Annotated in this window: 25 protein-coding genes; 15 read left to right on the forward strand and 10 right to left on the reverse strand. The window is 64.0% G+C overall.

What is annotated here, in order from left to right; all coding sequences use genetic code 11:
• The first annotated feature begins 242 nt into the window (after positions 1 to 242).
• A complete protein-coding gene (gene trxB, locus ABCR88_RS04945; RefSeq protein ID WP_011059299.1) occupies positions 243 to 1,205 on the forward strand; it encodes a thioredoxin-disulfide reductase in 963 nt (320 codons plus the stop codon).
• 157 nt (positions 1,206 to 1,362) lie between these two features.
• Here trxB and ABCR88_RS04950 read toward each other — a convergent pair whose 3' ends face one another.
• From ABCR88_RS04950 to ABCR88_RS04975, 6 genes are all read right to left on the reverse strand, one after another.
• Positions 1,363 to 1,701, reverse strand: a complete 339-nt coding sequence (locus ABCR88_RS04950; protein WP_019093350.1) for a HopJ type III effector protein — start codon at positions 1,699 to 1,701, stop codon at positions 1,363 to 1,365.
• Entirely contained in the window at positions 1,698 to 2,009 is a 312-nt protein-coding gene (locus tag ABCR88_RS04955; protein ID WP_169892840.1) for a DUF1244 domain-containing protein, read from the reverse strand. The genes ABCR88_RS04950 and ABCR88_RS04955 overlap by 4 nt, the downstream gene beginning before the upstream one ends.
• A gap of 42 nt (positions 2,010 to 2,051) precedes the next feature.
• The gene (gene folX, locus ABCR88_RS04960) at positions 2,052 to 2,432 is read right to left on the reverse strand and encodes a dihydroneopterin triphosphate 2'-epimerase (protein ID WP_011059302.1); all 381 of its coding nucleotides are present in this window, start codon (positions 2,430 to 2,432) and stop codon (positions 2,052 to 2,054) included.
• 2 nt (positions 2,433 to 2,434) lie between these two features.
• Entirely contained in the window at positions 2,435 to 2,995 is a 561-nt protein-coding gene (gene folE / locus ABCR88_RS04965; protein ID WP_053149038.1) for a GTP cyclohydrolase I FolE, read from the reverse strand.
• Between the two features lie 23 nt (positions 2,996 to 3,018).
• Positions 3,019 to 3,729, reverse strand: a complete 711-nt coding sequence (gene folM / locus ABCR88_RS04970) for a dihydromonapterin reductase (RefSeq protein WP_015634181.1) — start codon at positions 3,727 to 3,729, stop codon at positions 3,019 to 3,021.
• Between the two features lie 176 nt (positions 3,730 to 3,905).
• The gene (locus ABCR88_RS04975; protein WP_015634183.1) at positions 3,906 to 4,475 is read right to left on the reverse strand and encodes a hypothetical protein; all 570 of its coding nucleotides are present in this window, start codon (positions 4,473 to 4,475) and stop codon (positions 3,906 to 3,908) included.
• Between the two features lie 211 nt (positions 4,476 to 4,686).
• Between ABCR88_RS04975 and ABCR88_RS04980 the strand changes: the two genes are divergently transcribed.
• Positions 4,687 to 5,628, forward strand: a complete 942-nt coding sequence (locus ABCR88_RS04980) for a MerR family transcriptional regulator (RefSeq protein ID WP_232642986.1) — start codon at positions 4,687 to 4,689, stop codon at positions 5,626 to 5,628.
• Positions 5,629 to 5,639: 11 nt separating this feature from the next.
• Here ABCR88_RS04980 and ABCR88_RS04985 read toward each other — a convergent pair whose 3' ends face one another.
• Together ABCR88_RS04985 and ABCR88_RS04990 are read right to left on the reverse strand one after the other, a co-directional pair.
• Complete coding sequence (locus ABCR88_RS04985; RefSeq protein ID WP_011059307.1) at positions 5,640 to 6,245, reverse strand: hypothetical protein; 606 nt, start codon at positions 6,243 to 6,245, stop codon at positions 5,640 to 5,642.
• A 68-nt stretch (positions 6,246 to 6,313) separates the two neighbouring features.
• Positions 6,314 to 6,772: a PAS domain-containing protein gene (locus ABCR88_RS04990; RefSeq protein WP_041115999.1), complete on the reverse strand. Its 459-nt coding sequence runs from the start codon at positions 6,770 to 6,772 to the stop codon at positions 6,314 to 6,316.
• Positions 6,773 to 6,926: 154 nt separating this feature from the next.
• Here ABCR88_RS04990 and ABCR88_RS04995 point away from each other — a divergent pair, with 154 nt between their 5' ends.
• Positions 6,927 to 7,382, forward strand: coding sequence for a flavodoxin (locus ABCR88_RS04995; RefSeq protein ID WP_015634186.1), 456 nt, complete (start codon positions 6,927 to 6,929; stop codon positions 7,380 to 7,382).
• On the opposite strand, the gene ABCR88_RS05000 is transcribed toward ABCR88_RS04995, so the two are convergent.
• A complete protein-coding gene (locus tag ABCR88_RS05000) occupies positions 7,363 to 8,259 on the reverse strand; it encodes a LysR family transcriptional regulator (RefSeq protein ID WP_011059310.1) in 897 nt (298 codons plus the stop codon). The genes ABCR88_RS04995 and ABCR88_RS05000 overlap by 20 nt on opposite strands.
• Before the next feature lie 98 nt (positions 8,260 to 8,357).
• Between ABCR88_RS05000 and ABCR88_RS05005 the strand changes: the two genes are divergently transcribed.
• The 9 genes from ABCR88_RS05005 to ABCR88_RS05045 all read left to right on the forward strand — a co-directional run bounded on the left by ABCR88_RS05005 (position 8,358) and on the right by ABCR88_RS05045 (position 19,337).
• Entirely contained in the window at positions 8,358 to 8,744 is a 387-nt protein-coding gene (locus tag ABCR88_RS05005) for a CidA/LrgA family protein (RefSeq protein WP_210671423.1), read from the forward strand.
• On the forward strand, positions 8,734 to 9,420 hold the full coding sequence (locus ABCR88_RS05010; RefSeq protein WP_011059312.1) for an LrgB family protein: 687 nt from the start codon (positions 8,734 to 8,736) through the stop codon (positions 9,418 to 9,420). The genes ABCR88_RS05005 and ABCR88_RS05010 overlap by 11 nt, the downstream gene beginning before the upstream one ends.
• Positions 9,421 to 9,563: 143 nt before the next feature.
• Complete coding sequence (locus tag ABCR88_RS05015) at positions 9,564 to 10,346, forward strand: class II aldolase/adducin family protein (RefSeq protein WP_011059313.1); 783 nt, start codon at positions 9,564 to 9,566, stop codon at positions 10,344 to 10,346.
• Positions 10,346 to 11,248 (forward strand): alpha/beta hydrolase, encoded by a 903-nt coding sequence (locus ABCR88_RS05020; RefSeq protein WP_015634188.1) that lies wholly within the window; start codon positions 10,346 to 10,348, stop codon positions 11,246 to 11,248. The genes ABCR88_RS05015 and ABCR88_RS05020 overlap by 1 nt, the downstream gene beginning before the upstream one ends.
• Before the next feature lie 138 nt (positions 11,249 to 11,386).
• Complete coding sequence (locus ABCR88_RS05025) at positions 11,387 to 12,298, forward strand: SDR family oxidoreductase (RefSeq protein ID WP_011059315.1); 912 nt, start codon at positions 11,387 to 11,389, stop codon at positions 12,296 to 12,298.
• A gap of 183 nt (positions 12,299 to 12,481) precedes the next feature.
• Positions 12,482 to 12,841 (forward strand): hypothetical protein, encoded by a 360-nt coding sequence (locus tag ABCR88_RS05030; protein ID WP_019093356.1) that lies wholly within the window; start codon positions 12,482 to 12,484, stop codon positions 12,839 to 12,841.
• A 497-nt stretch (positions 12,842 to 13,338) separates the two neighbouring features.
• Positions 13,339 to 15,129, forward strand: coding sequence for a DUF1302 domain-containing protein (locus ABCR88_RS05035; protein ID WP_015634190.1), 1,791 nt, complete (start codon positions 13,339 to 13,341; stop codon positions 15,127 to 15,129).
• Positions 15,130 to 15,153: 24 nt separating this feature from the next.
• Entirely contained in the window at positions 15,154 to 16,521 is a 1,368-nt protein-coding gene (locus tag ABCR88_RS05040; RefSeq protein WP_053149042.1) for a DUF1329 domain-containing protein, read from the forward strand.
• A 260-nt stretch (positions 16,522 to 16,781) separates the two neighbouring features.
• Positions 16,782 to 19,337, forward strand: coding sequence for a LuxR C-terminal-related transcriptional regulator (locus tag ABCR88_RS05045; RefSeq protein WP_350404189.1), 2,556 nt, complete (start codon positions 16,782 to 16,784; stop codon positions 19,335 to 19,337).
• A gap of 10 nt (positions 19,338 to 19,347) precedes the next feature.
• On the opposite strand, the gene ABCR88_RS05050 is transcribed toward ABCR88_RS05045, so the two are convergent.
• Entirely contained in the window at positions 19,348 to 20,142 is a 795-nt protein-coding gene (locus ABCR88_RS05050; protein WP_041116006.1) for an IclR family transcriptional regulator, read from the reverse strand.
• A gap of 166 nt (positions 20,143 to 20,308) precedes the next feature.
• Here ABCR88_RS05050 and hmgA point away from each other — a divergent pair, with 166 nt between their 5' ends.
• The 3 genes from hmgA to maiA are packed head-to-tail and all read left to right on the forward strand — an operon-like array spanning position 20,309 to position 23,572.
• Positions 20,309 to 21,613, forward strand: a complete 1,305-nt coding sequence (hmgA, locus tag ABCR88_RS05055) for a homogentisate 1,2-dioxygenase (protein ID WP_015634194.1) — start codon at positions 20,309 to 20,311, stop codon at positions 21,611 to 21,613.
• A 3-nt stretch (positions 21,614 to 21,616) separates the two neighbouring features.
• Positions 21,617 to 22,921, forward strand: a complete 1,305-nt coding sequence (gene fahA / locus ABCR88_RS05060) for a fumarylacetoacetase (protein WP_194237193.1) — start codon at positions 21,617 to 21,619, stop codon at positions 22,919 to 22,921.
• A 12-nt stretch (positions 22,922 to 22,933) separates the two neighbouring features.
• A complete protein-coding gene (maiA, locus tag ABCR88_RS05065) occupies positions 22,934 to 23,572 on the forward strand; it encodes a maleylacetoacetate isomerase (RefSeq protein ID WP_015634196.1) in 639 nt (212 codons plus the stop codon).
• The last annotated feature ends 66 nt before the right edge of the window (positions 23,573 to 23,638 follow it).

The following is a 23,638-nucleotide window of genomic DNA, read 5'->3' on the forward strand; positions in this document are numbered from 1 at the left end:
AAGCGGTCGACATCAACGGTAACAAAGACCCTTTCAAATAGGCCTCCTGAGGATAGAGACCGCCTATGAGCTGGATTGTTAAACCGTATTTCCTTAATCTTCGCCCCCTCTATACGCTTCACCCATTATTTTTTGGACGGACGAGTTCAAGCCTTCCCCAAGGTTTCGCCGTCCTTTTTTATTCCAGCCGGCAATCCGGCGTTCCGCGCCAGGCTAGCCGGGCCGGTCGATAGGAGTGAGTCATGTCTGAAGTACGCCATTCGCGTGTGATTATTCTCGGTTCCGGCCCTGCCGGTTACAGCGCCGCCGTCTATGCCGCCCGTGCCAACCTGAAGCCGCTGCTGATCACCGGCATGCAGGCCGGTGGCCAGCTGACCACCACTACCGAAGTCGACAACTGGCCCGGTGACGTGCATGGCCTGACCGGCCCGGCCCTGATGGAGCGGATGCGCGAGCACGCCGAGCGTTTCGAGACTGAAATCGTCTTCGATCACATCAATGCCGTGGACTTCGCAGCCAAGCCCTACACCCTGACCGGTGACAGCGCGACCTACACCTGCGACGCCCTGATCATCGCCACCGGTGCCAGCGCTCGCTACCTGGGCCTGCCTTCGGAAGAAGCGTTCATGGGCAAGGGTGTTTCCGCCTGTGCCACCTGCGACGGCTTCTTCTATCGCAACAAGCCGGTGGCAGTGGTCGGTGGCGGTAACACCGCTGTTGAAGAAGCGCTGTACCTGGCCAACATCGCCAGCACCGTGACCCTGATCCACCGTCGCGAAACCTTCCGCGCCGAGAAGATCCTGATCGACAAGCTCAACGCCCGGGTGGCCGAAGGCAAGATCATCCTCAAGCTCAATGCCAACCTGGACGAAGTCCTGGGTGACAACATGGGCGTGACCGGTGCCCGCCTGAAGAACAACGACGGCAGCTTCGACGAGTTGAAGGTCGACGGCGTGTTCATCGCCATCGGCCACACCCCGAACACCTCGCTGTTCGAAGGCCAGCTGACCCTCAAGGACGGTTACCTGGTCGTGCAGGGCGGCCGTGACGGCAATGCCACCGCCACCAGCGTCGAGGGCATCTTTGCTGCCGGCGACGTGGCCGACCACGTTTACCGCCAGGCCATCACCTCGGCCGGCGCCGGTTGCATGGCGGCACTGGATACCGAGCGTTACCTGGACGGCCTGCAGAACGCTTCGTTCTGATTTGCCACCCATAAAAAAAACCGGCGCAAGCCGGTTTTTTTATGGGGGTTGCACGGTAGCAGCCGGCTTGCCGGCGAACAGGCCCTTGAGCCTTGCGCCGCTGTGCTGACGCCTTCGCTGGCGAGCCAGCTCCTACAGAATGCGGATCAGCGGCGGGTCAGCGGCGGGTCAGCGGCTGGGCGGAGAACTTGACCCCGGCCAGGCCGTGAACGATCAGGGCGCGGATATTGCCGTGGTCAGTGCCTTCGGGGGTGGCCAGTACCGAGCGGTAGTGTTCGCCGAAAGCCAGCAGGGCCTCTTCGTCGCTCAGGCCTTCCAGCAGGGCCAGGCCCAAGGTCTTGCACGAACCTTCGTTCTGCCCGGCGGCGTTTTCCACGCCGCCGTTGTTGAAGGCCTGGGGCTGGTAGTCATAGCCGGCGGCGACAAAGGCCAGGGTGTCGGCAAAAGCGTGTTCACCGCTGTTCAGGCTGGCGCGCAGGGTGTTCAGGTCAGTCATTGGGGTTTTCCTTTGGCGAACGCCGCTTGCTGCTCGGCGCTGGCTTCTTTCTGGTAGAGATTTTTCCATTCGGCGTAGGGCATGCCATACACCACTTCACGAGCGTCATCGAGGCTGACCTCGATCTGGCGTTCGTCGGCCTCGGCCTTGTACCACTTGGACAGGCAGTTGCGGCAGAACCCGGCGAGGTTCATCAGGTCGATGTTCTGCACGTCCTTGCGGCTGTCCAGGTGGGCCACCAGGCGGCGAAAGGCCGCGGCTTCCAGTTCCAGGCGTTGTTGTTCAGTCATGGGGTTTCTCCGGGACAGGGGCAAGCGCCCAGGCGGGCACTTGCCACTTGTGGCAGTTTTCTAGGCGCTGGCGCGGCTGGCCGCGAGGGTGATCGACACCGACTCGGCAAAACGCAGGGCGTGGGGTTTGTCGACTTCGACTTCGGCGTACTGCACCGAGGCGTTGCTCATCACCAGGTCCAGCAGCTCCTGGGTCAGGCGCTCCAGCAGGGCAAAGCGGTTGCCCTCGACATGGGCAATGATCGCCTTGGTGATGGTGCGGTAGTTCAGTGCGTGGTCGATGTCGTTGTCCCGCACCGCGTCCTGGGCCGCGTAGAGGATGGTCAGGTTGATCAGCACATCCTGCTTGTTGAGGATCTCTTCCTCGTTGATTCCGATGTAGGTCCGCAGGAGCAGGTCCTTGACTCGGATACGAGCCATTCCTGGCTGAAGTTGTGGCATTGCTACTTGCTCCGTCCAATCAATTGCAGGAATTCCTGGCGAGTGGTGCTCGAATCGCGGAAGGCGCCGAGCATCACCGAGGTGTGCATGGTGGAATTCTGTTTCTCGACGCCGCGCATCATCATGCACATGTGCTTGGCCTCGATCACCACCGCGACGCCGGCGGCCTGAGTCACGCTCTGTACCGCGTCGGCGATTTCCCGAGTGAGATTTTCCTGGATCTGCAGGCGCCTGGCGAACATGTCGACGATCCGCGCGATCTTCGACAGCCCCAGGACCTTGCCGGTAGGAATATAAGCCACATGGGCCTTGCCGATGAAGGGCAGCAGGTGATGTTCGCACAGGGAATACAGCTCGATGTCGGCGACTATCACCATTTCATCGCTTTCGGAAGCAAACAGTGCGCCGTTGACGATTTCCTCCAGCGACTGGCCGTAGCCGTGACACAGGTATTGCATGGCCTTGGCCGCGCGCTTGGGGGTATCGAGCAGGCCTTCGCGCTCGGGGTCTTCGCCCAGGTCCTTGAGGATCTCGCGATAGTGCTGGGGCAGGGAAAGGGTCATGCAAGGTCCTCACAGGGGCCGGCTTACTTGAGGTGCCGCCCGCCGTTGACGGTCAGGGTGGTGCCGGTGACATAGGGGTTGTCCAGCAGATAGCGCAGGCTCTGGTAAATCACTTCGCTGCCGGGTTCGATGCCCAGCGCAGATTTGGCCAGGGTCTTGGCGCGGTACGCCGCGTCGTCGTCGGGATTGAACAATAGCAGGGCCGGGGCAATGCCGTTGACCTTGATTGTCGGGGCGTATTTCGCTGCGAAGGACAGGGTCAGGCTGTCCAGTCCGGCTTTGCTGGCGCAGTAGGCGATGTGCTTGCTGCTGCCCTTGCGAGTCACGTCGTCGCTGATGTGGATGATGTCTGCCGGGCTCGAGCGCTGCAGCAACTCGGCGCAATGCAGGTTGATCAGGTAGGGCGCCAGCATGTGCACGCCGAACATCCGGGCAAAGGCCGCTGCTTCGTCGCCAGGGCTCTCCTGCAGCCATTCCGAGGCGTTGTGGACGATGGCCCGCAGGCTCTGGGTACGGTTTTTCAGCTCGGTGATCAGGGCCAGGATTCCGGCTTCGCTGGAGAGATCGGCGAACAGTAGGGTCGCGCCCTTTTCCCGCAGGGCCTCAAGGCCCGGGCGCTGGCTGCGGTAGGTGACGATCACCGGCTGCCCGTCTTGGAGCAGGCGCAGGGCGCAATGCAGGCCGACTCGCTGGCTGGCGCCGGTGATCAGGATCGGGGCAGGAGAGGTGTTCATGAAGGGCTCGCGTCGCGGGTAGTGGGAAAACTATACCAGCGAGGGAAGGCCCTGTGCCTGCAGGCAACGGGCTTGCCGGCGAATGCGATCTTGCGGGTTTTTTTCGCTGGCAAGCCAGCTCCTACGGTAGGCGCGAATGTCGCGCGAGGTGTGGTAGGAGCCGGCTTGCCGGCGAATCACGGATTCTGCGTCGAGGGGGTGGCCGGTAGCGGTCGGGCCGGTGTGCTGTTGAGCCAGTTGGCCAGCAGCCGGGTGGACAGCGGAATGAAGAAATAGACCATCAGCGGGGTCAGGGCCAGGGTGCTGACAAATACCCGAGGCAGCAGGCTCAGGTCGCCGAGCAACGGGCCCAGGACAAAGTTGAACAGCAGCGACACCGGGAAGAATGCCAGCCAGATGGCCACGGCCTGCTTCCAGCGCGGCGGGCGATGGCCGGTGGCGCCGAACCAGCCGTCGATACCGCTGACCCGGTGCTCCGAAGGGTGGGCGAACAGGTCGCTGCCCCGGGCCAGCCAGGCCGTACGCGAGGCGGAGTGTTCCCAGGTATGCAGGGTGGATTCGTCGGCGAAGCGGAAGATGATCTGGAATTCGTCATCGTTGGGTGGCGGCGCAAGAACGCCGGAACCCAGGTAACCGGGAAAGTCGGTGGCCAGTTGTTCGCCTTCGCGCAGCCAGGCGATCAGGTCCTGGTAACGGCCGTCGGCAACGCGCCGGGCAACCATCAGGGTGACGGGTGAGGTAGACATTATGTATCTCCGTAAAACCAATGCGCTGCCTGGGTAAGGCAGTCGCTTGACGAGGCACCGGGGTGGCGGGCCGCGCCTGAAGCAAGCAAGGATTATTCCTGATTGCTGCTCAGGCACCAATGACGGCGGTCGGTTTTTCTCGTGCTTGAAGCATCGCCACCTGAGGGGAGTAGAATGATCGCCACTTTGTTTCCCGGTGTTTTCTTCCCAGATGCCCGTCATGACTGAACTTGCCCCCGCCCCTCACGCCCCCGAAGCCGTTCGTCAGGACGAGTTGTTTCCGATCCGTGAGGTGGCGCGCCTGACCGGAATCAACCCGGTGACCCTGAGGGCCTGGGAACGACGCTACGGTCTGATTCAGCCGACACGCACCGAAAGTGGGCATCGTCTGTACTCCATGCACGATGTTGAGGCTGTGCGCGAGATTCTCGGCTGGATCGAACGCGGTGTGGCGGTGAGCAAAGTGGGCAAGATCCTGGCCAAGGGCCGGGCTGCCCAGGCCCAGCTCAAGGCTCCGGTGGATGGCGGCTTGCAGGGCGAATACGGCCAGTGGCGCGATCAATTGAAGCTGGCGGTCAGCGCGTTCGATGAGGAGCAGCTTGAGCGCCTCTACGGGCAGATCTTCTCCAGCTATGCCTTGCCGGTGGTGTTCCAGGACATCTTCCTGCCGTTCTGGAAGCAGTTACTGCTGGCGCGCGAGGCTTTTGGCCAGACCAGCGAATGGCTGTTCCTGGATGGCTTCCTGCGGGCGCGGATTACCCAGCGCCTGCTGTTGCAACGCGCCACCCAGAGCCGCTATCTGCTGCTGACGGCGCTCAATGAGCAATGCCGCGAACTGGAGCTACTGGTGGCGGCGCTGATGCTCGGGCAAGACCCGATCGGTGTGCGCCTGCTGGGCCCGGGTGTGCCGCTGGAGGAACTGACCCTGGTCTGCGAAAAGGTCGCGCCGGTAGCCCTGGTGGTGTTTTCCAATCACGCACCCTCGGCCGAGTTGCCCAAGCGCCTCAAGCGCCTGGCACTGACCCTGGATTGCCCATTGCTGCTGGCCGGGGACGCGGCGGACCTGGTCCAGGACAGCCTGGTCGGTTCGCCGGTGGCTTGCCTGGGTAACGAGGGGCGCTTGATGCAGCAGCGCCTGCGCGGGTTTCTTTGAGGCGCTAGCCTTCAGGCGTGCAGTGCCGGATGGCTGTGGCGGTGCTGCTGGAGGATGAACTGGCGCAGGCGCTCGGTTTCTTCCAGGTCGCTCTGATCCAGGCGGTAGGCGTAGAAACCGGCTTCGGTCTGGCGCTCGAAGCGCCCGTGCAGGGCAATCCGTTCATAGCCCGAGGGGCTGAACCACTGGGCGAACTGCCGCGGTGGCCGGGTACCGTTGCGGATCTCCACCAATATTCCCTTGAACGAGACCTCCCGAACCCACAGGCGGCCAGGCTGGCCCCTGGCATTTTCCAGGGCCACCGGCTGCTCCAGGGCCAGGCGCCAGGGGCGCACCATGGGCCCATCCTCGAAGATGCTCGGCACCCCCAGCCGCAGGTGCAGGGCATGGAATTCGTCTTCCACCAGCTGCAGCGGGAAGGTCATCTGCTGATTGTCGAAACGGGCCTGGATGGTGACCTTTTCATTGGCCGCCAGGCGCGTCAGCAGGTCACGGATCTGCGCGCCGCCATTGACCATCAGGCTCGAGGTGGTATCACGCACATTGAGCTGCGGGTTGTGCTGCATGGTCTGGATGAAGTCCAGTTCATCCTGGGTGAGGAGGGCGTCACGCTGCATGATGTTGCTCGGAGGGTGGAGGACAGATCGGCGGGGAATATCCCTACGACCACGAATTCCGCGATTTATTAGTGGCCGCTGGTCGCCTTGAGGGCGGCCAGTTCAGCTTGCACTTCGGCCAGTTGCTGCTCCAGCTGGAGCAAGCGTTGCTGGGCCTTGACCTGGACGCTGACGTCTTTCTGCACGCCGATGAAATAGGTCAGCTGATCACTGTCATTGAATACCGGGGTGATCGACAGCTCATTCCAGAAGTGACTGCCGTCCTTGCGGTAGTTGCGCAGCACCTCGCGGCACGGCCGGCCTTGTCGCAGGGCCTGGCGGATCACTTCCAGGCCTGGCTGGTCACGGTCCCCGGATTGCAGGAAGCGGCAATCCTGGTACAGCACTTCGTCGGCGCTGTAGCCGGTCAGCCGCTCGAAGGCCGGGTTCACGTAAATCACGATGTTGTCTTCGCCTTCCTGTTCCGCGACCACAATCCCGTCGTTGGAGGCGTTGATCATCTTTTGCAGCAGATGAGCGTTGATCATCCCGAAGTTCCGCTTTCGATCAGCAAGTGCTGGAGTCTAAGAGAGGGTGGCCCGCTGTCCACCAGCGCTTTTCAGCAGAGGTGGCGGCACAGGCGGGATTTTACTCCGTAGCTGTTAATATCCCAGCCTTTTAGTCAGCTTCAGGATCAGATTGATGAAAGTCGCCATCCTTTCCGGCTCGGTGTACGGCACGGCTGAAGAAGTCGCCCGGCATGCCGCCAAACTCCTCAACGCCGCAGGTTTCGAGGCCTGGCACAACCCGCGCGCCACTCTGGCCGAGCTTCAGGCCTTCGCCCCGCAGGCGTTTCTGGCCGTGACCTCCACCACCGGCATGGGCGAGTTGCCGGACAACCTGCTCCCGCTGTATTCGAGTATTCGCGATCAGTTGCCTGCCGCCTGGCGCGGGTTGCCCGGAGCGGTCATCGGCCTGGGGGATTCCAGCTACGGCGATACCTTCTGTGGCGGTGGCGAGCAGATGCGCGAGCTGTTCGCCGAGCTGGGCGTGCAGGAAGTGCTGCCCATGCTGCGCCTGGACGCCAGCGAGAGCGTGACCCCGGAAACCGACGCCGAGCCCTGGCTGGCCGAGCTGATCAGCGCCCTGCGGGGCTGACCGGCTGTTCCCGCAGCAGCGCCAGCCAGGCTTGCGCTGCCTTGGACAGATAAGCGCCCTGGCGCCAGATGAAGGCGATATCCCATCGCAGGTAGTCCGGCGCCTTCAAGGTCAGGCGCACTACCCCAGGCCGCACCAGGCCACGGGCTACCACACTGGGCAACAGCACCACGCCCTGGCCGGCCGCCACCAGCGCCGCCAGGAAATCCGCCTGGCCGCTGCGCCCGCCTTCCCTGGGGGTGAAACCTACCTGCTGGCAGGCCTGCAACAGCCGGTCGTTGAGCACGAAACTGCGCTGGTACAGGAGGAACGGCGTGTCCGCCAGTTCTTCCAGGCGTACCTGGGCGTTCATCGCCAAGGGGTGATCGGCGGGCAGCAAGGCATCCAGCGGTTCATCGCAGAAGGGCTGGTAGGCGAACGCCGGGTCCTTGGGGGTCAGGCTGCCCCCCAGTTCCAGTTCGCCGTTGCGCACCGCCTGTTCGACATTCAGGCTGCCGCCTTCGAGCAACTGCACCTGGATATTCGGATAGCGCCGGCGGTATTCGGCAAAACGGCTGGCGAACAGCGCGTCACTGCCTAGCAGCGGCAGCCCCAGGCGCAGTTCACCCCGTGCCAGCTGGCTCAGGTCGTCCAGTTCGCTGAGCAGTTCGTGGCGCAGGCGCAACATGCCTTCGGCCCGTTGCAGCACCACGTTGCCGGCGGCGGTGAGGTGGATGTGCGAACCCTGGCGCTCCAGCAAGGGCGTGCCGAGGCTCTGTTCCAGCTGGGCGATCTGCTTGCTGACCGCCGACTGGCTGATGTGCAGGGTCCTGGCCGCCTGGGTGAAGCCGCCCTGGCGGATCACCTCGACAAAGCTGCGCAGTTGTTTGAAATCCATGACGTTGATTCCAGATTGGAATGGCTTCCAGTCTAACAATTCGCTTCGGTAATGATGGGGCTTTTCATAAAATAAGCCCCTGAGAGGACCGAACCACCATGAACATTTCCAACTGCAAACGCCTGGGCCGCCTGATTCTTGAACTGGCGGTGCTGCTGGCCATCTATTTTCTCGGCTGCCAACTGGCCAGCTGGCTGCCCTGGCCGATTCCTGGCGGGGTCATGGGCCTTGCGCTGTTGCTGCTGGCCTTCGCCCTGGGCTGGGTCAAGCCGGCGGCCCTGCAGCTGGGGGCCGGCCTGTTGATGGCCGAGATGCTGCTGTTCTTCATTCCCGCACTGATGAGCCTGCTGGACTACGGCGGCCTGCTGCGCCAGGACGGCTGGCGGATTCTGCTGGTAATAGGCGTCAGCACCCTGCTGGTGATGCTGGTGACAGCCTTGACCGTGGAACTGGTGTGCCGCTGGAGGATGCGCCATGAAGCTTGAAGCCATGCCGGTGTTCTGGCTGGCCCTGACCCTGGGCGCCTACCTGTTCAGCCGCTGGATCTATCGGCGCACCGGGCGCTACCTGCTGTCGCCGCTGATTCTGGTGCCGGCCCTGCTGCTGGCGGTCGCCGTGCCGCTGCACACCGCCTACGCCGAATATGCCGCCAACACCCACTGGCTGATGCTCGTACTAGGGCCGGTGACCGTGGCCTTCGCCATTCCCATCTGGCAGCAGCGGCAACTGCTGATGCGCCACTGGTCGGCATTGCTGCTGGGCATGCTGGCGGGCAGCGCGGCTTCCATTGGCAGCTCGTTCGGCCTGGCCAAGGCCCTGGCCCTGGACAGCTCGGTGACCCTGTCCCTGGTGCCGCGCTCCATCACCACGCCGTTCGCCATGCCCCTGGCCCATGACCTGGGCGGCGTACCCGAGCTGACCGCGGTATTCGTGATGTTCACCGGGGTATTCGGGGCCATGCTCGGCGGTGTGCTGCTGCGCTGGCTGCCGCTGCGCAGCGCCCTGGCCCGCGGCGCCCTGTTTGGCGTCGGGGCCCATGGTGCAGGGGTCAGCCGGGCCCATGAAGTGGGGGGCGAAGAAGGTTCGGTGGCAGGGCTGGTGATGGTCCTGACCGGGCTTCTGAACCTGTTCGCCGCCCCTTTGCTGGCGTCGTTGCTTTGACGCGCAAGCCCCGGGCCAGGGCCTGATTCCCGGCTGACCCGCACGGCCATCAAGCTGGCTGCCAATGCAACTCCGCCAGCGGCGTGGGCTGTCTAGACTCTGGAGGTCTTCTTCCTATAAGAACCACCACCGAGGTCCTTGCCTTGAGCCTAGCCCCCGTTCAATCGACACCGAGTGTAAAAAACCAGGTCAGCGCCATCGAGTGGCAAACCCGCGTGGACCTGGCCGCCTGCTATCGCCTGGTGGCGATGCATGGCTGGGACGACCTGATTTTCACCCACATCTCCGCCAAGGTACCGGGCACCGAAGATTTCCTGATCAACCCGTTTGGCCTGATGTTCCACGAGATCACCGCGTCGAGCCTGGTGAAGGTCGACCAGGCCGGCAACAAGCTGATGGACAGCCCCTACGAGATCAACCCGGCGGGCTACACCATTCACAGCGCGGTGCATGCGGTGCGTCACGATGTGGTTTGCGTGCTGCACACCCATACCGCGGCCGGGGTTGCGGTGTCGGCGCAGAAGCAGGGCGTGTTGCCCATCAGCCAGCAGTCGCTGTTCGTGTTGTCGAGCCTGGGTTACCACCCCTATGAAGGTGTGGCCCTGAACCCCGAGGAGAAGGTCCGGCTGCAGGCCGACCTGGGGGACAACAGTTTCCTGATGCTGCACAACCATGGCCTGCTCACCTGCGGCGCGACCATCGCCGACACCTTCCTGATGATGTTCACCTTCCAGCGCGCCTGCGAGATCCAGGTGCTGGCGCAGAACGGCGGCGCCGAGCTGATTGCCATCCCTGCGCCGATCCTGGCCGGGGCCAGGGCGATGATCGCTGGTGTCACCCGCAGCGCTCAGGGCATGGGCGGCGCTCTGGCCTGGCCGGCCCTGCTGCGCAAACTCGATCAACTCGACCCGGGTTACACACTCTGATGCCTATTGCCGAGATCCCGCTGTGCGTGTGGCGTACACGCGGACATGACCTGCTCTTTCGCGGCCAGCGCATCCGTTACTGGGTAGCCGGGCAGGGCGAGCCGCTGCTGCTGATCCATGGCTTTCCCACCGCCAGTTGGGACTGGCACTACCTGTGGCAGCCCCTGGCCCGGCATCATCAGGTGATCGCCTGCGACATGCTGGGCTTCGGCGATTCGGCCAAGCCCCTGGAGCATGACTACAGCCTGCTGGAGCAGGCTGACCTGCAGCAGGCGCTGCTGGCCCATCTGGGTATCGCCGAGCCGGTGCATCTGCTGGCCCACGACTACGGCGACAGCGTTGCCCAGGAGTTGCTGGCCCGGCACTACGAAGAGCGGATCGATATCGCCAGTTGCGTGTTTCTCAACGGCGGCCTGTTTCCGGAAACCCATCGCCCGGTGCTGACCCAGAAGCTGCTGCTCAGCCCGCTGGGCTGGATGCTCGGGCGCACGTTCAGCCGCCAGGGCCTGGCCAAGAGTTTTCGGCAGATATTCGGCCCCCAGAACCGCCCCAGCGAGTCGGTGCTGGATGATTTCTGGAGCCTGGTGCAGAGCAACGATGGCCCGCGAATCCTGCACAAGCTGATCGGCTACATCCCTGAACGCCGGGCCCGGCGTGAACGTTGGGTCAGTGCCATGCAGCGCGGCGAGGTGCCCCTGCGGGTGATCGATGGTGCCCTGGACCCGATTTCCGGGGCACACATGGTGGAGCGCTATCGGCAATTGATCCCACGGGCCGACACGGTGCTGCTGCCGAACATCGGGCATTACCCGCAGATCGAAGCGCCCCTGGCGGTGCTCAAGCATTACCTGGAGTTTCGCGACAATCTGCTGTCGCCATCATCACGGTTGGCGTGTTCCTGAACCCCGCGGCCTTGAGCGGGCAAGGCGATTATCCCGCTGCCTTATTGCGCACCATTCAGGTCAAAACGTTTTTATTGTGACCAAAGGCTGGCTGCCTGACACTCGAAGCATTGTCCATTGGCCCTGCTGGAGTTCGGTATGAGTGAGTCTGTGCGCTTGGAAGATAAAGTGGTGATCGTCACCGGGGCCGGCGGTGGCCTGGGCCGGGCCCATGCACTGCTGTTCGCCCGGCACGGCGCCAAGGTGCTGGTCAACGACCTCGGCGGCTCGGCCCAGGGCGAAGGCGCCAGCGCTTCGGCCGCCGACCGCGTGGTGGCGCAGATCCGCGAGGCCGGCGGTATCGCCGAAGCCAGCCATGACTCGGTCACCGACGGTGAAAAGATCGTGCAGAACGCCCTGGATGTGTTTGGTCGGGTCGATGTGGTGGTCAACAACGCGGGGATCCTGCGGGACAAGACCTTCCACAAGATGGAGGACGCCGATTGGGACCTGGTGTATCGGGTGCATGTTGAGGGGGCCTACAAGGTCACCCGCGCCGCCTGGCCACACCTGCGCGACCAGGGGTATGGGCGGGTGATCTTCACCGCTTCCACCTCGGGCATCTATGGCAACTTCGGCCAGTCCAACTACGGCATGGCCAAGCTCGGCCTGTACGGCCTGACCCGGACCCTGGCCATCGAAGGGCGCAAGAACAACATCCTGGTCAACGCCATCGCGCCCACCGGCGGCACGCGGATGACCGAGGGGCTGATTCCGCCCCAGGTGTTCGAGCAGCTCAAGCCCGAACTGGTCAGCCCGCTGGTGGTGTACCTGGGCAGCGAGCAGTGCCAGGAAACCTCCGGCCTGTTCGAAGTGGGCGGGGGCTGGATCGGCAAGGTGCGCTGGGAGCGCAGCCTGGGCGCCGGCTTCGATCCTCGCCAGGGATTTTCCCCGGAAGACGTGGCGGCCCACTGGCAGCAGATCTGCGACTTCGAGGGCGCGGCTCACCCCAAGGACAATATCGAGGCGTTGAAGGAGATGATGCAGAATCTGCAAAAGTACGCCCTCTGAAGCGCCCCTTTGTCCATCCCCTATCGCCTGTGCCTGGGTGATAGGGGCCGGCTTCTGGCGCTAAGTGCGCCGGGTTTTCAGCACTGGATGCATCACCCCGCCGGGCCCTGGCCCCGGCGGTTTTACTCCTGCAGCGTTCGTCACTATGCTCGACGGTCCGCGAACGAACAGGGAGTGCTGCATATGTATGAGTCAAAGGATCAGCCGGTATTGTCGCGGCTGCTGTTCATCCGCCGTTTATGCATGCATGGGCTGGTGGTGCTGGCGCTGATCATCTTCTCGGTGCTGCTGGGTATCAGCGGCCTGCTGTACTTCGAACAAGACATTTCCTTCCATGACGCCTTGTATGACGCGGCCATGATCCTCGGCGGCATCGGCCCCATCAACATGCCGCAAACCCCTGGTGGCAAACTGTTTTTTGCCAGCTACGGGCTTTATACCAACCTGGTCTTCGCTGCCACCCTGGGCTTGATCCTGTCCCCAGTGGCGCACCGTCTGCTGCACAAGTTTCATTACGACGAGAGCGAGGATGACGCGGCGTAGTTGCCACTTTCCTCTGGTGTTCCAGGCATAAAAAAGGCCGCTGCAAGAGCAGCGGCCGAAGCAAGACGTTAGATCAAGGAGCTACAAAATCAACGTCGGTGAACCAGGGGCAGCAGCTTGAATCACACGCCTTCAAGCGGCTGGAAATCATTCCCGGGAACAGTTCGTGCCCGGTACTTGCAAGGTCAGTGGCAAGCGGTTGTTTGCCGTGACTGCGAGTGAAGAATAAGCCCTGGCCGGGTACGGAAAAATAGCGATTCAGGACAAGGACTGTTACAGCCTGAGCAACAGTCTAAGCGTTTTTTCGCCCCGGTCATCCCCCTGCATCGACGCCCCTGATAAGCCTGCATCCAGCCGCTGGATAACCCCTTGAACGGCCCTGATGGCAAGGGCACTAATCCCTTCGAGTGACAGCGCGAATACCTCCTTGGTGCGCTTATCGACCGTGCTACCCCGGCAGTAGGGTGAGGCCTCCTGTCACTCACCGGGGAAGACGCATGACAAGAATAACAATGCGCGCCATCTTCAAACCGCAGGCGCTGGCCGTCGCGGTGGCGCTGGGCTGCTGCGCCCAGGCGCAGGCGGTGTCGTTCAACATCGGGGAAATCGAAGGGCAGTTCGACTCGTCGCTATCGGTTGGTGCCAGCTGGGGCATGCGCAATGCCGACCGCGCCTTCGTCGGAACGGTCAATGGCGGTACCGCCCAGTCGTCCACCGGCGACGATGGCCGCCTGAACTTCAAGAAGGGCGAAACCTTCTCGAAGATCTTCAAGGGCCTGCATGACCTGGAGCTCAAGTACGGCGACACCGGGGTCTTCGTTCGCGGCAAGTACTGGTACGACTTCGAGCTCAAGGACGAAGACCGCGAGTTCAAGCCCATCAGCGACCACAACCGCAAGGAGGGCGCCAAGTCATCGGGGGCGCAGATCCTCGATGCCTTCGTCTACCACAACTATTCCATTGCCGACCTGCCGGGTACCGTGCGTGCCGGCAAGCAGGTGGTCAGCTGGGGCGAGAGCACCTTCATAGGCAACTCCATCAACAGCATCAACCCTGTGGATGTCTCGGCCTTTCGCCGCCCCGGCGCCGAAATCAAGGAAGGCCTGGTGCCGGTGAACATGCTGTTCGCGTCCCAGGGCCTGACCAATCAGCTGACCGTGGAAGGCTTCTATCAGCTGGAGTGGGACCAGACCGTGGTGGACAACTGCGGCACCTTCTTCGGCAACGACGTGGTGGCCGATGGCTGCACCACCGGCTACACCGTCGGCAGCCCGGCCATCGCGCCGTTGCAGCCGGTGGCGGCGGCCTTCGGCCAGGGCTTCCAGGTGACCCGCGAAGGGGTGATCCTGCCCCGCGGCGGTGATCGTGATGCCCGCGACTCCGGGCAGTGGGGCGCCGCCCTGCGCTGGCTCGGCGATGACACCGAGTACGGCCTGTACTTCATGAACTACCACTCCCGCAGCCCGGTGGTGAGTACCACCACGGCCAATGTCAGCGCGGCGACCCTGGGCGCCATTGCCGGCGTCGCCAACGGCATCGTTCCGGGTTCTGGCAGTGGCCTGGTGCAAAGCGTGATGCTTGGCCGTGGCCAGTACTACCTCGAATACCCGGAAGACATCCGCCTGTATGGCGCCAGTTTCTCCACCACCCTGCCCACCGGCACCGCCTGGACCGGCGAGATCAGCTATCGGCCCAACGCGCCGGTGCAGGTCAACACCAACGACCTGACCCTGGCCCTGCTCAACCCTATTTCCGGGGGCGCGGCGTCGCCGATCAAGACCGCCATGGGGGCTGACAACACCGGCTACCGGCGCAAGGAAATCACTCAGATCCAGAGTTCCATGACCCAGTTCTTCGATCAGGTGCTGGGGGCCGACCGCCTGACCCTGGTGGGCGAGGCGGCAGTGGTCCACGTCGGAGGCCTGGAAGACAAGAGCAAGCTGCGCTACGGCCGGGACTCGGTGTACGGCCAATACGGCTATGGGGGCGACACCGACGGTTTCGTCACGGCCACCTCCTGGGGCTATCGCGCCCGGGCCATCCTCGACTACAGCAACGTGATCGCCGGCATCAACTTCAAGCCCAACCTTTCCTGGTCCCATGACGTCAACGGCTACGGGCCCAACGGCCTGTTCAACCAGGGCGCCAAGGCCCTGAGCGTTGGCGTGGATGCCGACTACCGCAACACCTACACCGCCAGCCTCAGCTACACCGACTTTTTTGGCGGGCGCTACAACACCCTGACCGACCGGGACTTCCTCGCGTTGAGCTTTGGCGTGAACTTCTGAACCGGCACAAGAAGGAGCATTTGAATGCGCAAGATGATTCTGCAATGCAGCGCCCTGGCACTGGGGTTGTGGGCGGCCAACCTGTTGGCCGCCGTGAGCCCGGAAGAAGCCGCCAAGCTGGGAACCAGCCTGACCCCGGTAGGTGCGGAAAAAGCCGGTAATGCCGACGGCTCGATCCCGGCCTGGACCGGAGGCATTCCCAAGAATGCCGGGGCGGTGGACAGCAAGGGCTTTCTCGCCGACCCGTTCGCCAATGAAAAACCGCTGTTCATCATCACCGCGGCGACGGTGGACAAATACAAGGACAAGCTTTCGGACGGCCAGGTGGCGATGTTCAAGCGCTACCCGGACAGCTACCGGATCCCGGTCTACCCCACTCACCGCAGCGTCGGCCTGCCACCCGAGATCTACGAGTCGGCCAAGCGCAGCGCCTTGAGCGTGACCACTACCAACGACGGCAACGGCCTGGCCAACTTTACCGGCAACCGTTACTACGCCTTCCCGATTCCGAAGAACGGCATCGAGGTGCTGTGGAACCACCTGACCCGTTATCACGGCGGCAACCAGAAGCGCATCGTCACCCAGGTCACCCCGCAGACCAACGGCAGCTACACCTCGATCCGTTTCGAGGAAGAGGTGGCGGCGCCGCAACTGATCCCGGACCTGGACCCGGCCAAGGCGGCCAACGTGCAGAACTTCTTCAAGCAGTCGGTGACCGCCCCGGCGCGGCTGGCGGGCAACGTGCTGCTGGTCCACGAGACCCTGGACCAGGTCAAGGAACCGCGTTCGGCATGGATCTACAACGCGGGCCAGCGTCGCGTGCGCCGCGCCCCGCAAGTGGCCTACGACGGCCCGGGCACCGCCGCCGACGGCCTGCGCACCTCGGACAACTTCGACATGTTCTCCGGTGCTCCCGACCGTTACGACTGGAAGCTGGTGGGCAAGAAGGAGATGTACATCCCCTACAACAGCTACAAGCTGGATTCCCCGAGCCTCAAGTACGACGACATCGTCAAGGCCGGGCACATCAACCAGGACCTGACCCGCTATGAACTGCACCGGGTGTGGGAAGTGGTGGGCACGGTCAAGCCCAACCAGCGGCACATCTACGCCACTCGGCACATGTACATCGACGAGGACAGCTGGCAGGTGGCCCTGGTGGACCACTATGACGGGCGTGGCCAACTGTGGCGGGTAGCCGAAGGTCATGCGCAGTACTACTACGACCACCAGGTACCGGCCTACACCCTGGAGGCCCTGTATGACCTGAACGCCGGCCGTTATCTGGCCCTGGGCATGAAGAACGAAGAGAAGCACAGCCTGGAGTTCGGCTTTGCCGCCAAGGCGGCCGACTATACCCCGGCGGCCCTGCGCGCCAGCGGAGTGCGCTAGGCGCCTCTTGGGTTGCAGTGGAGCAATGGTCGAGCCGCACGCTCTTGGGGCGTGCGGCTTTTTATGGTGGCCAGTCCTGGCAAGCGAGCTTGCTCGCCACAGTCGCGGCAATACTGCCTTCCTCTTGACTGGCAGTTATCCGACTGCCTGGTCGGTTTTTTATGGGGGCTGATCAGCCTGCTGAATACTTCTTCAACTGGCCAGGAGGTCGGGGCTAGGGTGGGGCTACGCTGGCTAAAACTATAAAAAGGCACGCCGCAATGACCGCCATGACTCGTTGTCCAGAGCGTCCCGGGTTCATGCCCCGTTTGTCCTCCCATCATTTTTCCCGCAGCCGCCTGAGCGCGCCGTTGCTGGCCTCCGGTGCGCGGGTCAAACTGCTTTGCGCGCCTGCCGGCAGCGGCAAGACGGCGCTGCTGGCTGAGTGCCTGCAACAGGCACCGCAGACCTGCCGGGTGAGCTGGTTACCGTTGTCCGGCGGGCGGCATAGCCCGCAGGGGCTGTGCGCTGCCCTGGCCCAGGCCCTGGGGCTGGAGCGCGATGACGAAGCCACGGTGCTGCAGCACCTGGCGCACCTGCAGGCGCCGGCCTGGATCTTCATCGATGACTATTGCCGGGTCGCGGCTGCGGACCTGGACCTGCTGCTCGATCGCCTGCTGAGCCTGGACAACCCGCAGTTGACCTGGTGGCTGGGTTGCCGTCGCCGGCCCCTGTGCAACTGGCCACGCCTGCTGCTGGACGATCAGTTGTTCGAGCTGGACGGCCCGGCACTGGCATTCAGCCAGATCGAGATCGAGCAACTGCTGCAACGGCTGCCGCAACCCCTGTGCGCGCAGACCGCCAGTCGCATTCTGCAACGCAGTGGCGGCTGGTGCGCCGGGGTGCGCATCGCCTTGCTGGAAGGCAGCGAGCTGACGATTCAGCCCTGCAAGCCGGGGCGCCCCAATACCTTGCTGGAGTACCTGGAGCACGAGCTGTTCAGCGTGCTGCCGGCGGAGCTGGCGCAAGTCTGGCAAGTACTGGCGCACCTGCCACGTTTCAACGCCGAGCTGTGCGAGCATCTGTTCGGCGTCGGGGAGGGTGCCCAGTACCTGCGGACCCTGCAGGACATGGCCTGCTTCATTGAACCCTGGGACGGTGGCGGCGACTGGCTCCAGGTGTTTCCGCCGCTGGCCCGGCTAATGCGCGACGAGGCCTGGCCGGGCGGGCGCTCCTGGCATCGCCGGGCCTGCCAGTGGTTCATTGCCCAGGAGGATTGGCAGTCGGCCTTTGAGCAGGCGCTGCGGGCCGAAGAGTATGAAGTCGCGGTCAGCCTGCTGGAGCATTTCAGTTTCGAGTTCCTGTTCCAGCAGGACAATGCGCTGCTGTTGCTGCAACTGCATGAGCGCCACGGTGGCGAACTCTTGCTGGTGTCGCCGCACCTGGTGGGGCTGCTGGTTGCGGCCATGCTGTTTGCCGGGCGCTTCGAGCAGGCCGGGCAGTGCATGGCGCAGATGGCCCGGTTCGCCCCCCAGCCCTCGGCAGCGCAGCAGCGTCAGTTGCTGGCCCGCTGGCAGGCACAGCAGGGCTGGCTGCTGCACCTGAGCGGGCGGATGGTGGCGGCGCGGCAGCATTTTATCGAGGCCCTGGATGAGCTGGCGGACAGCGCCTGGACCACCCGCCTGCTGTGCCTGTCGGGGCTGACCCAGCAGGCCCTGCTGGGTGCGGAGCTGGATGTGGCCCAGGCCCTCAATCGTGAAGCCCTGTGCCTGGCCCGGGCCCAGGATGCCCAGCTGTTCGAAGGCCTGCTGGAACTGGACCATGCCCAGTTGCTGGAGCAAAGGGGCGCGCCGCATCGGGCCCAGAGCCTGCTGGAGCAGGTCTGTGAGCGCTTGTCGATGCAGGCGCTGCGGGCGACCCCGCTGCTCGGTCGCATCGCCCTGCGACTCGGTCGCCTGGCCTTGCGCCAGGGGCATGCAGAGCAGGCGGCCGGCTACTTTCGCAGCGGCCTCGAGGATTGCCTGCTGAGCCACGACAAGCGTGCCTTGTATGGTTTTCTCGGCCAGGCCCAACTGGCGGCCAACCAGGGTGATTATGCCCAGGCCTTCGTGCGCCTGCGGGATGCGGAGCGGCTGATGCAGCAGCGGCAGATTCCCGACACGGTGTACCGGGGCGTGCTGTTGCAGGTCAGCAGCCAGCTCTGGCTGCAACAGGGGCGACCGGAGCTGGCTCAGGAGGCCTTGAGCCGCTTGCTCCGGCACTTTCGCGGCCCGCAGGCGCTACAGGCGCCACCGGCCACCCTGGAGTTGATTCCGGGGATCGAATACCTGCTGGTGCTGGCCGAGGTTCACCTGGGGCGGGCCCAGGCGCCGATCGCTACCTTGCAGGGGCTGCTGGCCCGGGCCCAACGCCACGGCATGCAGGGGTTGGAGGCTGAGGTGCAACTGGCCCTGGCCGAGGTCGCCCACCTGCAAGGCAACCAGGCGCTGGCGCAGGAGGCATTGCAGGCCGGGCAGGCACTGGTGCAGCGATGCAACCTGCCGCAGGCACTGCACGAACTGCGCCTGCGGCAACCACTCTTGCTGCCTGCGGGGGAAACGCTGCAGACGCCGTCATCGGCAGGCCCCCTGGAAAATCGCGAAAGCCTGCTCAGCCTGCGGGAACTGCAAGTGCTGCAACTGATCGCCCAGGGCTGTTCAAACCAGCAGATCGCCGAGAAATTGTTCATTTCCCTGCATACCGTGAAGACCCACGGGCGCCGGATTCACAGCAAACTGGGGGTGGAGCGGCGTACCCAGGCGGTAGCCAAGGCCCAGGCCCTGGGGCTGATGAGTTGAGCGCTAGCGGTTATTGCGGCTGATAACCCATGCGCCAGCTCACTGCAGAGCTGGCCGCCAGCAGACGTTGGGCTGCGGGCCCATGTTCATCGGCGTGGAACAGCGATGTCGGCCCTACCACGGTCAGCACCGCGGCGATCTTGCCGGTGGCATCGAACACCGGCGCCGACAGGGCATCGACACCGGGCATCAGCAAACCGTGGACATGGTGCAGCCCGCGCTGGCGAATCTGCTCGGCCAGGGCATCGTGCACCTGCTCGTCGGCCAGGGCGTGGGGGCTGCCGGTTGTCAGTTCCTGCTGGCGCAGGTCGAGGGTTTCGCGCTGTGGCAGGTAGGCGTTGAACACCAGCCCGGTGGATGAACTGAGCAGTGGCAGCACCGAGCCCAGTTGAGTGACCACGGTCACCGCCCGCACCGCCGGTTCGATATGCACCACTGTCGCGCCCTGGTTGCCCCACACCGCGAGGAAGCAGGTTTCGTTCAATTCGTCCCGTAGTTCCGCCAGGGGCAGGGTCGCGACTTTCAGTACGTCCATGCTGCCCAGGGCAGCCAGGCCTACCCGCAGTGCTTCGCGGCCCAGGCCGTAGTGATTGGTGGCGCTGTTCTGTTCGGCAAAGCCGCTGGCAATCAAGGCCTGCAGGTAGCGATGCACCTTGCTTGCCGGCATCTGCACATGTTCGGCCAGGCGCGAAAGGGAAGTGGCTGGCGACAGTTCGGCCAGGGCCTTGAGGATGTCGGTACCGACCTCGGCCGAGCGGACTTTCTGTTTACCGGTGCTGTCGCTGATGCTGCGCGGCTTTTCCATGGAGGCATTGGGGTCCCGTGACAAGTGGCGGTCTTTATAGCTTGACGCTCCTGGGCAATCAAATTACGTTATGCGTAATTGGATTACGATAAAAATAACCCAGGCGTGCCGATAGCTCTTGTAAGGGAGTGGTGGCCCCTGCCTATTCCAACTTCCAGGAGGCTCCATGAACCTCGATTCTTCGGCGTCGGCCCTCAGCTACCAATCGGGCTTTGGCAACGAATTTGCCAGCGAGGCCCTGCCAGGGGCGCTTCCCGTCGGCCAGAACTCCCCGCAAAAAGCCCCTTACGGCCTGTACGCCGAACTGTTTTCCGGCACCGCCTTCACCATGACCCGCAGCGAAGCCCGGCGTACCTGGATGTACCGCATCCAGCCCTCGGCCAAGCACCCGGCTTTCGCCAAGCTTGCGCGCCAGCTGGCAGGCGGCCCCCTGGGTGAGGTCACCCCCAACCGCCTGCGCTGGAGCCCCCTGCAGATTCCTGGTGAAGCCACCGATTTCATCGACGGCCTGGTGGCCATGGTGGCCAACTCGGCGGCGCAGAAGCCGGCGGGTATCAGCGTCTATCACTACCGTGCCAACCGCTCGATGGAGCGGGTGTTCTTCAATGCCGATGGCGAGCTGCTGCTGGTGCCGGAGCTGGGCCGCCTGCGCATCGTCACCGAACTGGGCATGCTGGACCTGGAGCCATTGGAAATCGCCGTGCTGCCTCGCGGGCTGAAATTCCGCATCGAACTGCTGGACCCGCAAGCCCGCGGCTACGTCGCCGAGAACCACGGCGCGCCGCTGCGCCTGCCGGACCTTGGGCCGATTGGCAGCAACGGCCTGGCCAACCCCCGGGATTTCCTGGCCCCGGTGGCTCATTACGAAGACCTGCGCCAGCCCACCACGCTCGTCCAGAAGTACCTCGGCGAGCTCTGGGGCTGCGAGCTCGACCATTCGCCACTGAACGTGGTGGCCTGGCACGGCAACAACGTGCCGTACAAATACGACCTGCGTCGTTTCAACACCATTGGCACCGTCAGCTTCGACCACCCGGACCCGTCGATCTTCACCGTATTGACCTCGCCCACCAGCGTGCCGGGCCTGGCCAACCTGGACTTCGTGATCTTTCCGCCACGCTGGATGGTGGCCGAGAACACCTTCCGTCCACCGTGGTTCCACCGCAACCTGATGAACGAGTTCATGGGCCTGATCCAGGGTGCCTACGATGCCAAGGCCGAAGGCTTCCTGCCCGGCGGCGCGTCGCTGCACAGTTGCATGAGCGCCCACGGCCCGGACGGCGAAACCTGCACCAAGGCGATCAACGCCCAGTTGCAGCCGGCCAAGATCGACAACACCATGGCCTTCATGTTCGAGACCAGCCAGGTGCTGCGCCCGAGCCAGTTCGCCCTGGAGTGCCCAGAGCTGCAGAACGACTACGATGCTTGCTGGGCCTCGCTGCCCGTCACCTTCAACCCGAATCGGAGATAACCCATGACCTTGCCCACCATCACCCGTAGCTGGGTCGAGTCCGCCAACGGTCACCCCGACTTCCCGTTGCAGAACCTGCCCCTAGGCGTCTTCAGCACCCAGGGTTCGGCGCCCCGCAGCGGGGTCGCCATTGGCGAACAGATTTTCGACCTGGAAGCGGCGCTGGATGCCGGGCTGTTCGAAGGCCAGGCCCAGGCTGCGGTGCAGGCGGCCCGTGGCGGCCAGCTGAATGCGTTCTTCGAACTCGGCCGCCCGGCCCGGGTCGCCTTGCGCGAACGCCTGCTGGAACTGCTCGGCGAAGGCAGCAGCCTGCGCGGCAAGATCGAGGCCCAGGGGGCGAAACTGCTGCCCCTGGCCGCGGACTGCCAGATGCACCTGCCGGCCAAGATCAACGATTACACCGACTTCTATGTGGGCATCGAACACGCGCAGAACGTCGGCAAGCTGTTCCGCCCCGACAACCCGCTGCTGCCCAACTACAAGTACGTGCCGATCGGTTACCACGGTCGCGCCTCCACTATCCGTACTTCCGGTGCCGACGTGCGCCGGCCCAAGGGCCAGACCCTGCCGGCCGGGCAGTCCGAACCGACCTTCGGCCCCTGCGCGCGCCTGGACTACGAACTGGAGCTGGGCATCTGGATCGGCCAGGGCAACGAGATGGGCGAGCCCATCGCCATTGGCGACGCCGCCGAACACATTGCCGGGTTCTGCCTGCTCAACGATTGGTCGGCGCGGGATATCCAGGCCTGGGAATACCAGCCGCTGGGCCCATTCCTGTCGAAAAGCTTCATCACCAGCATTTCGCCCTGGGTGGTGACCGCCGAGGCCCTGGAGCCGTTCCGCCAGGCTCAGGCCCCGCGCCCTGAAGGCGACCCGCAACCGCTGCCGTACCTGCTGGACAAGCGCGACCAGGCCGGCGGTGGCTTCGACATCGAACTGGAAGTGCTGCTGACCACTCGCACCATGCGCGAGCAGGGCCTGCCGGCACACCGCCTGACCCTGAGCAACACTCGGTACATGTACTGGACCGTGGCGCAGATGGTTGCGCACCACAGCGTCAACGGCTGCCAGTTGCAGGCTGGCGACCTGTTCGGTTCGGGCACCTTGTCCGGCCCGCAGAACGGCCAGTTCGGCAGCCTGCTGGAGATCACCGAAGGCGGCAAGAAACCCATCGAACTGGCGTCCGGCGAGGTGCGCAAGTTCCTCGAGGACGGCGATGAAATCATCCTGCGCGGGCGTTGCAGCCGTGAGGGTTTCGCCTCCATCGGCTTCGGCGAATGCCGTGGCACGGTCCAGCCGGCACGTTAAGGGAGAGCCCCCATGCAGCTCTATACCTACTACCGCTCCACTGCGTCCTACCGGGTGCGCATCGCGCTGGCCCTCAAGGGCCTGGAGTTCCAGGCCATACCGGTCAATCTGCTGGTGCCCAAGGGCGGTGCGAATCGCCAGCCGGAGTACCTGGAGATCAACCCTCAGGGCCGGGTGCCGGCCCTGCGGACCGATGAAGGCGACCTGCTGATCCAGTCGCTGGCAATCATCGAGTACCTGGAGGAGCGTTATCCACAGGTGCCGCTGCTGTCCACGGACCTGGTCAGCCGCGCCCGGGAACGGGCGGTTGCCGCGATCATCGGCTGCGACATTCATCCGCTGCACAACTCCAGCACCCAAAACCTGCTACGGGAATGGGGCCATGAGGAAGCGCAACTGCTGGTGTGGATCGACCACTGGATCAGCCAGGGGCTGGCGGCCCTGGAGCAACTGATCGGCGACCAGGGCTTCTGTTTTGGCGATGAGCCGGGGCTGGCCGATGTGTTCCTGATTCCCCAGCTGTATGCGGCCGAGCGTTTCAAGGTGTCCCTGGACGCCTATCCGCGGATCCTCCGGGTCGCGGCCCTGGCCGCCGAGCACCCGGCGTTCCAGGCTGCGCACCCGGCCAACCAGCCGGATACGCCAGCCTGAACCTGCACGCTGCCCGGTATCCGGGGCAGCGTGGCATCCGCATCATCCAGGCCCCGCAACGGGGCC

The organism is Pseudomonas sp. W17, assembly GCF_040268305.1.
GTDB classification, from domain to species: domain Bacteria; phylum Pseudomonadota; class Gammaproteobacteria; order Pseudomonadales; family Pseudomonadaceae; genus Aquipseudomonas; species Aquipseudomonas protegens.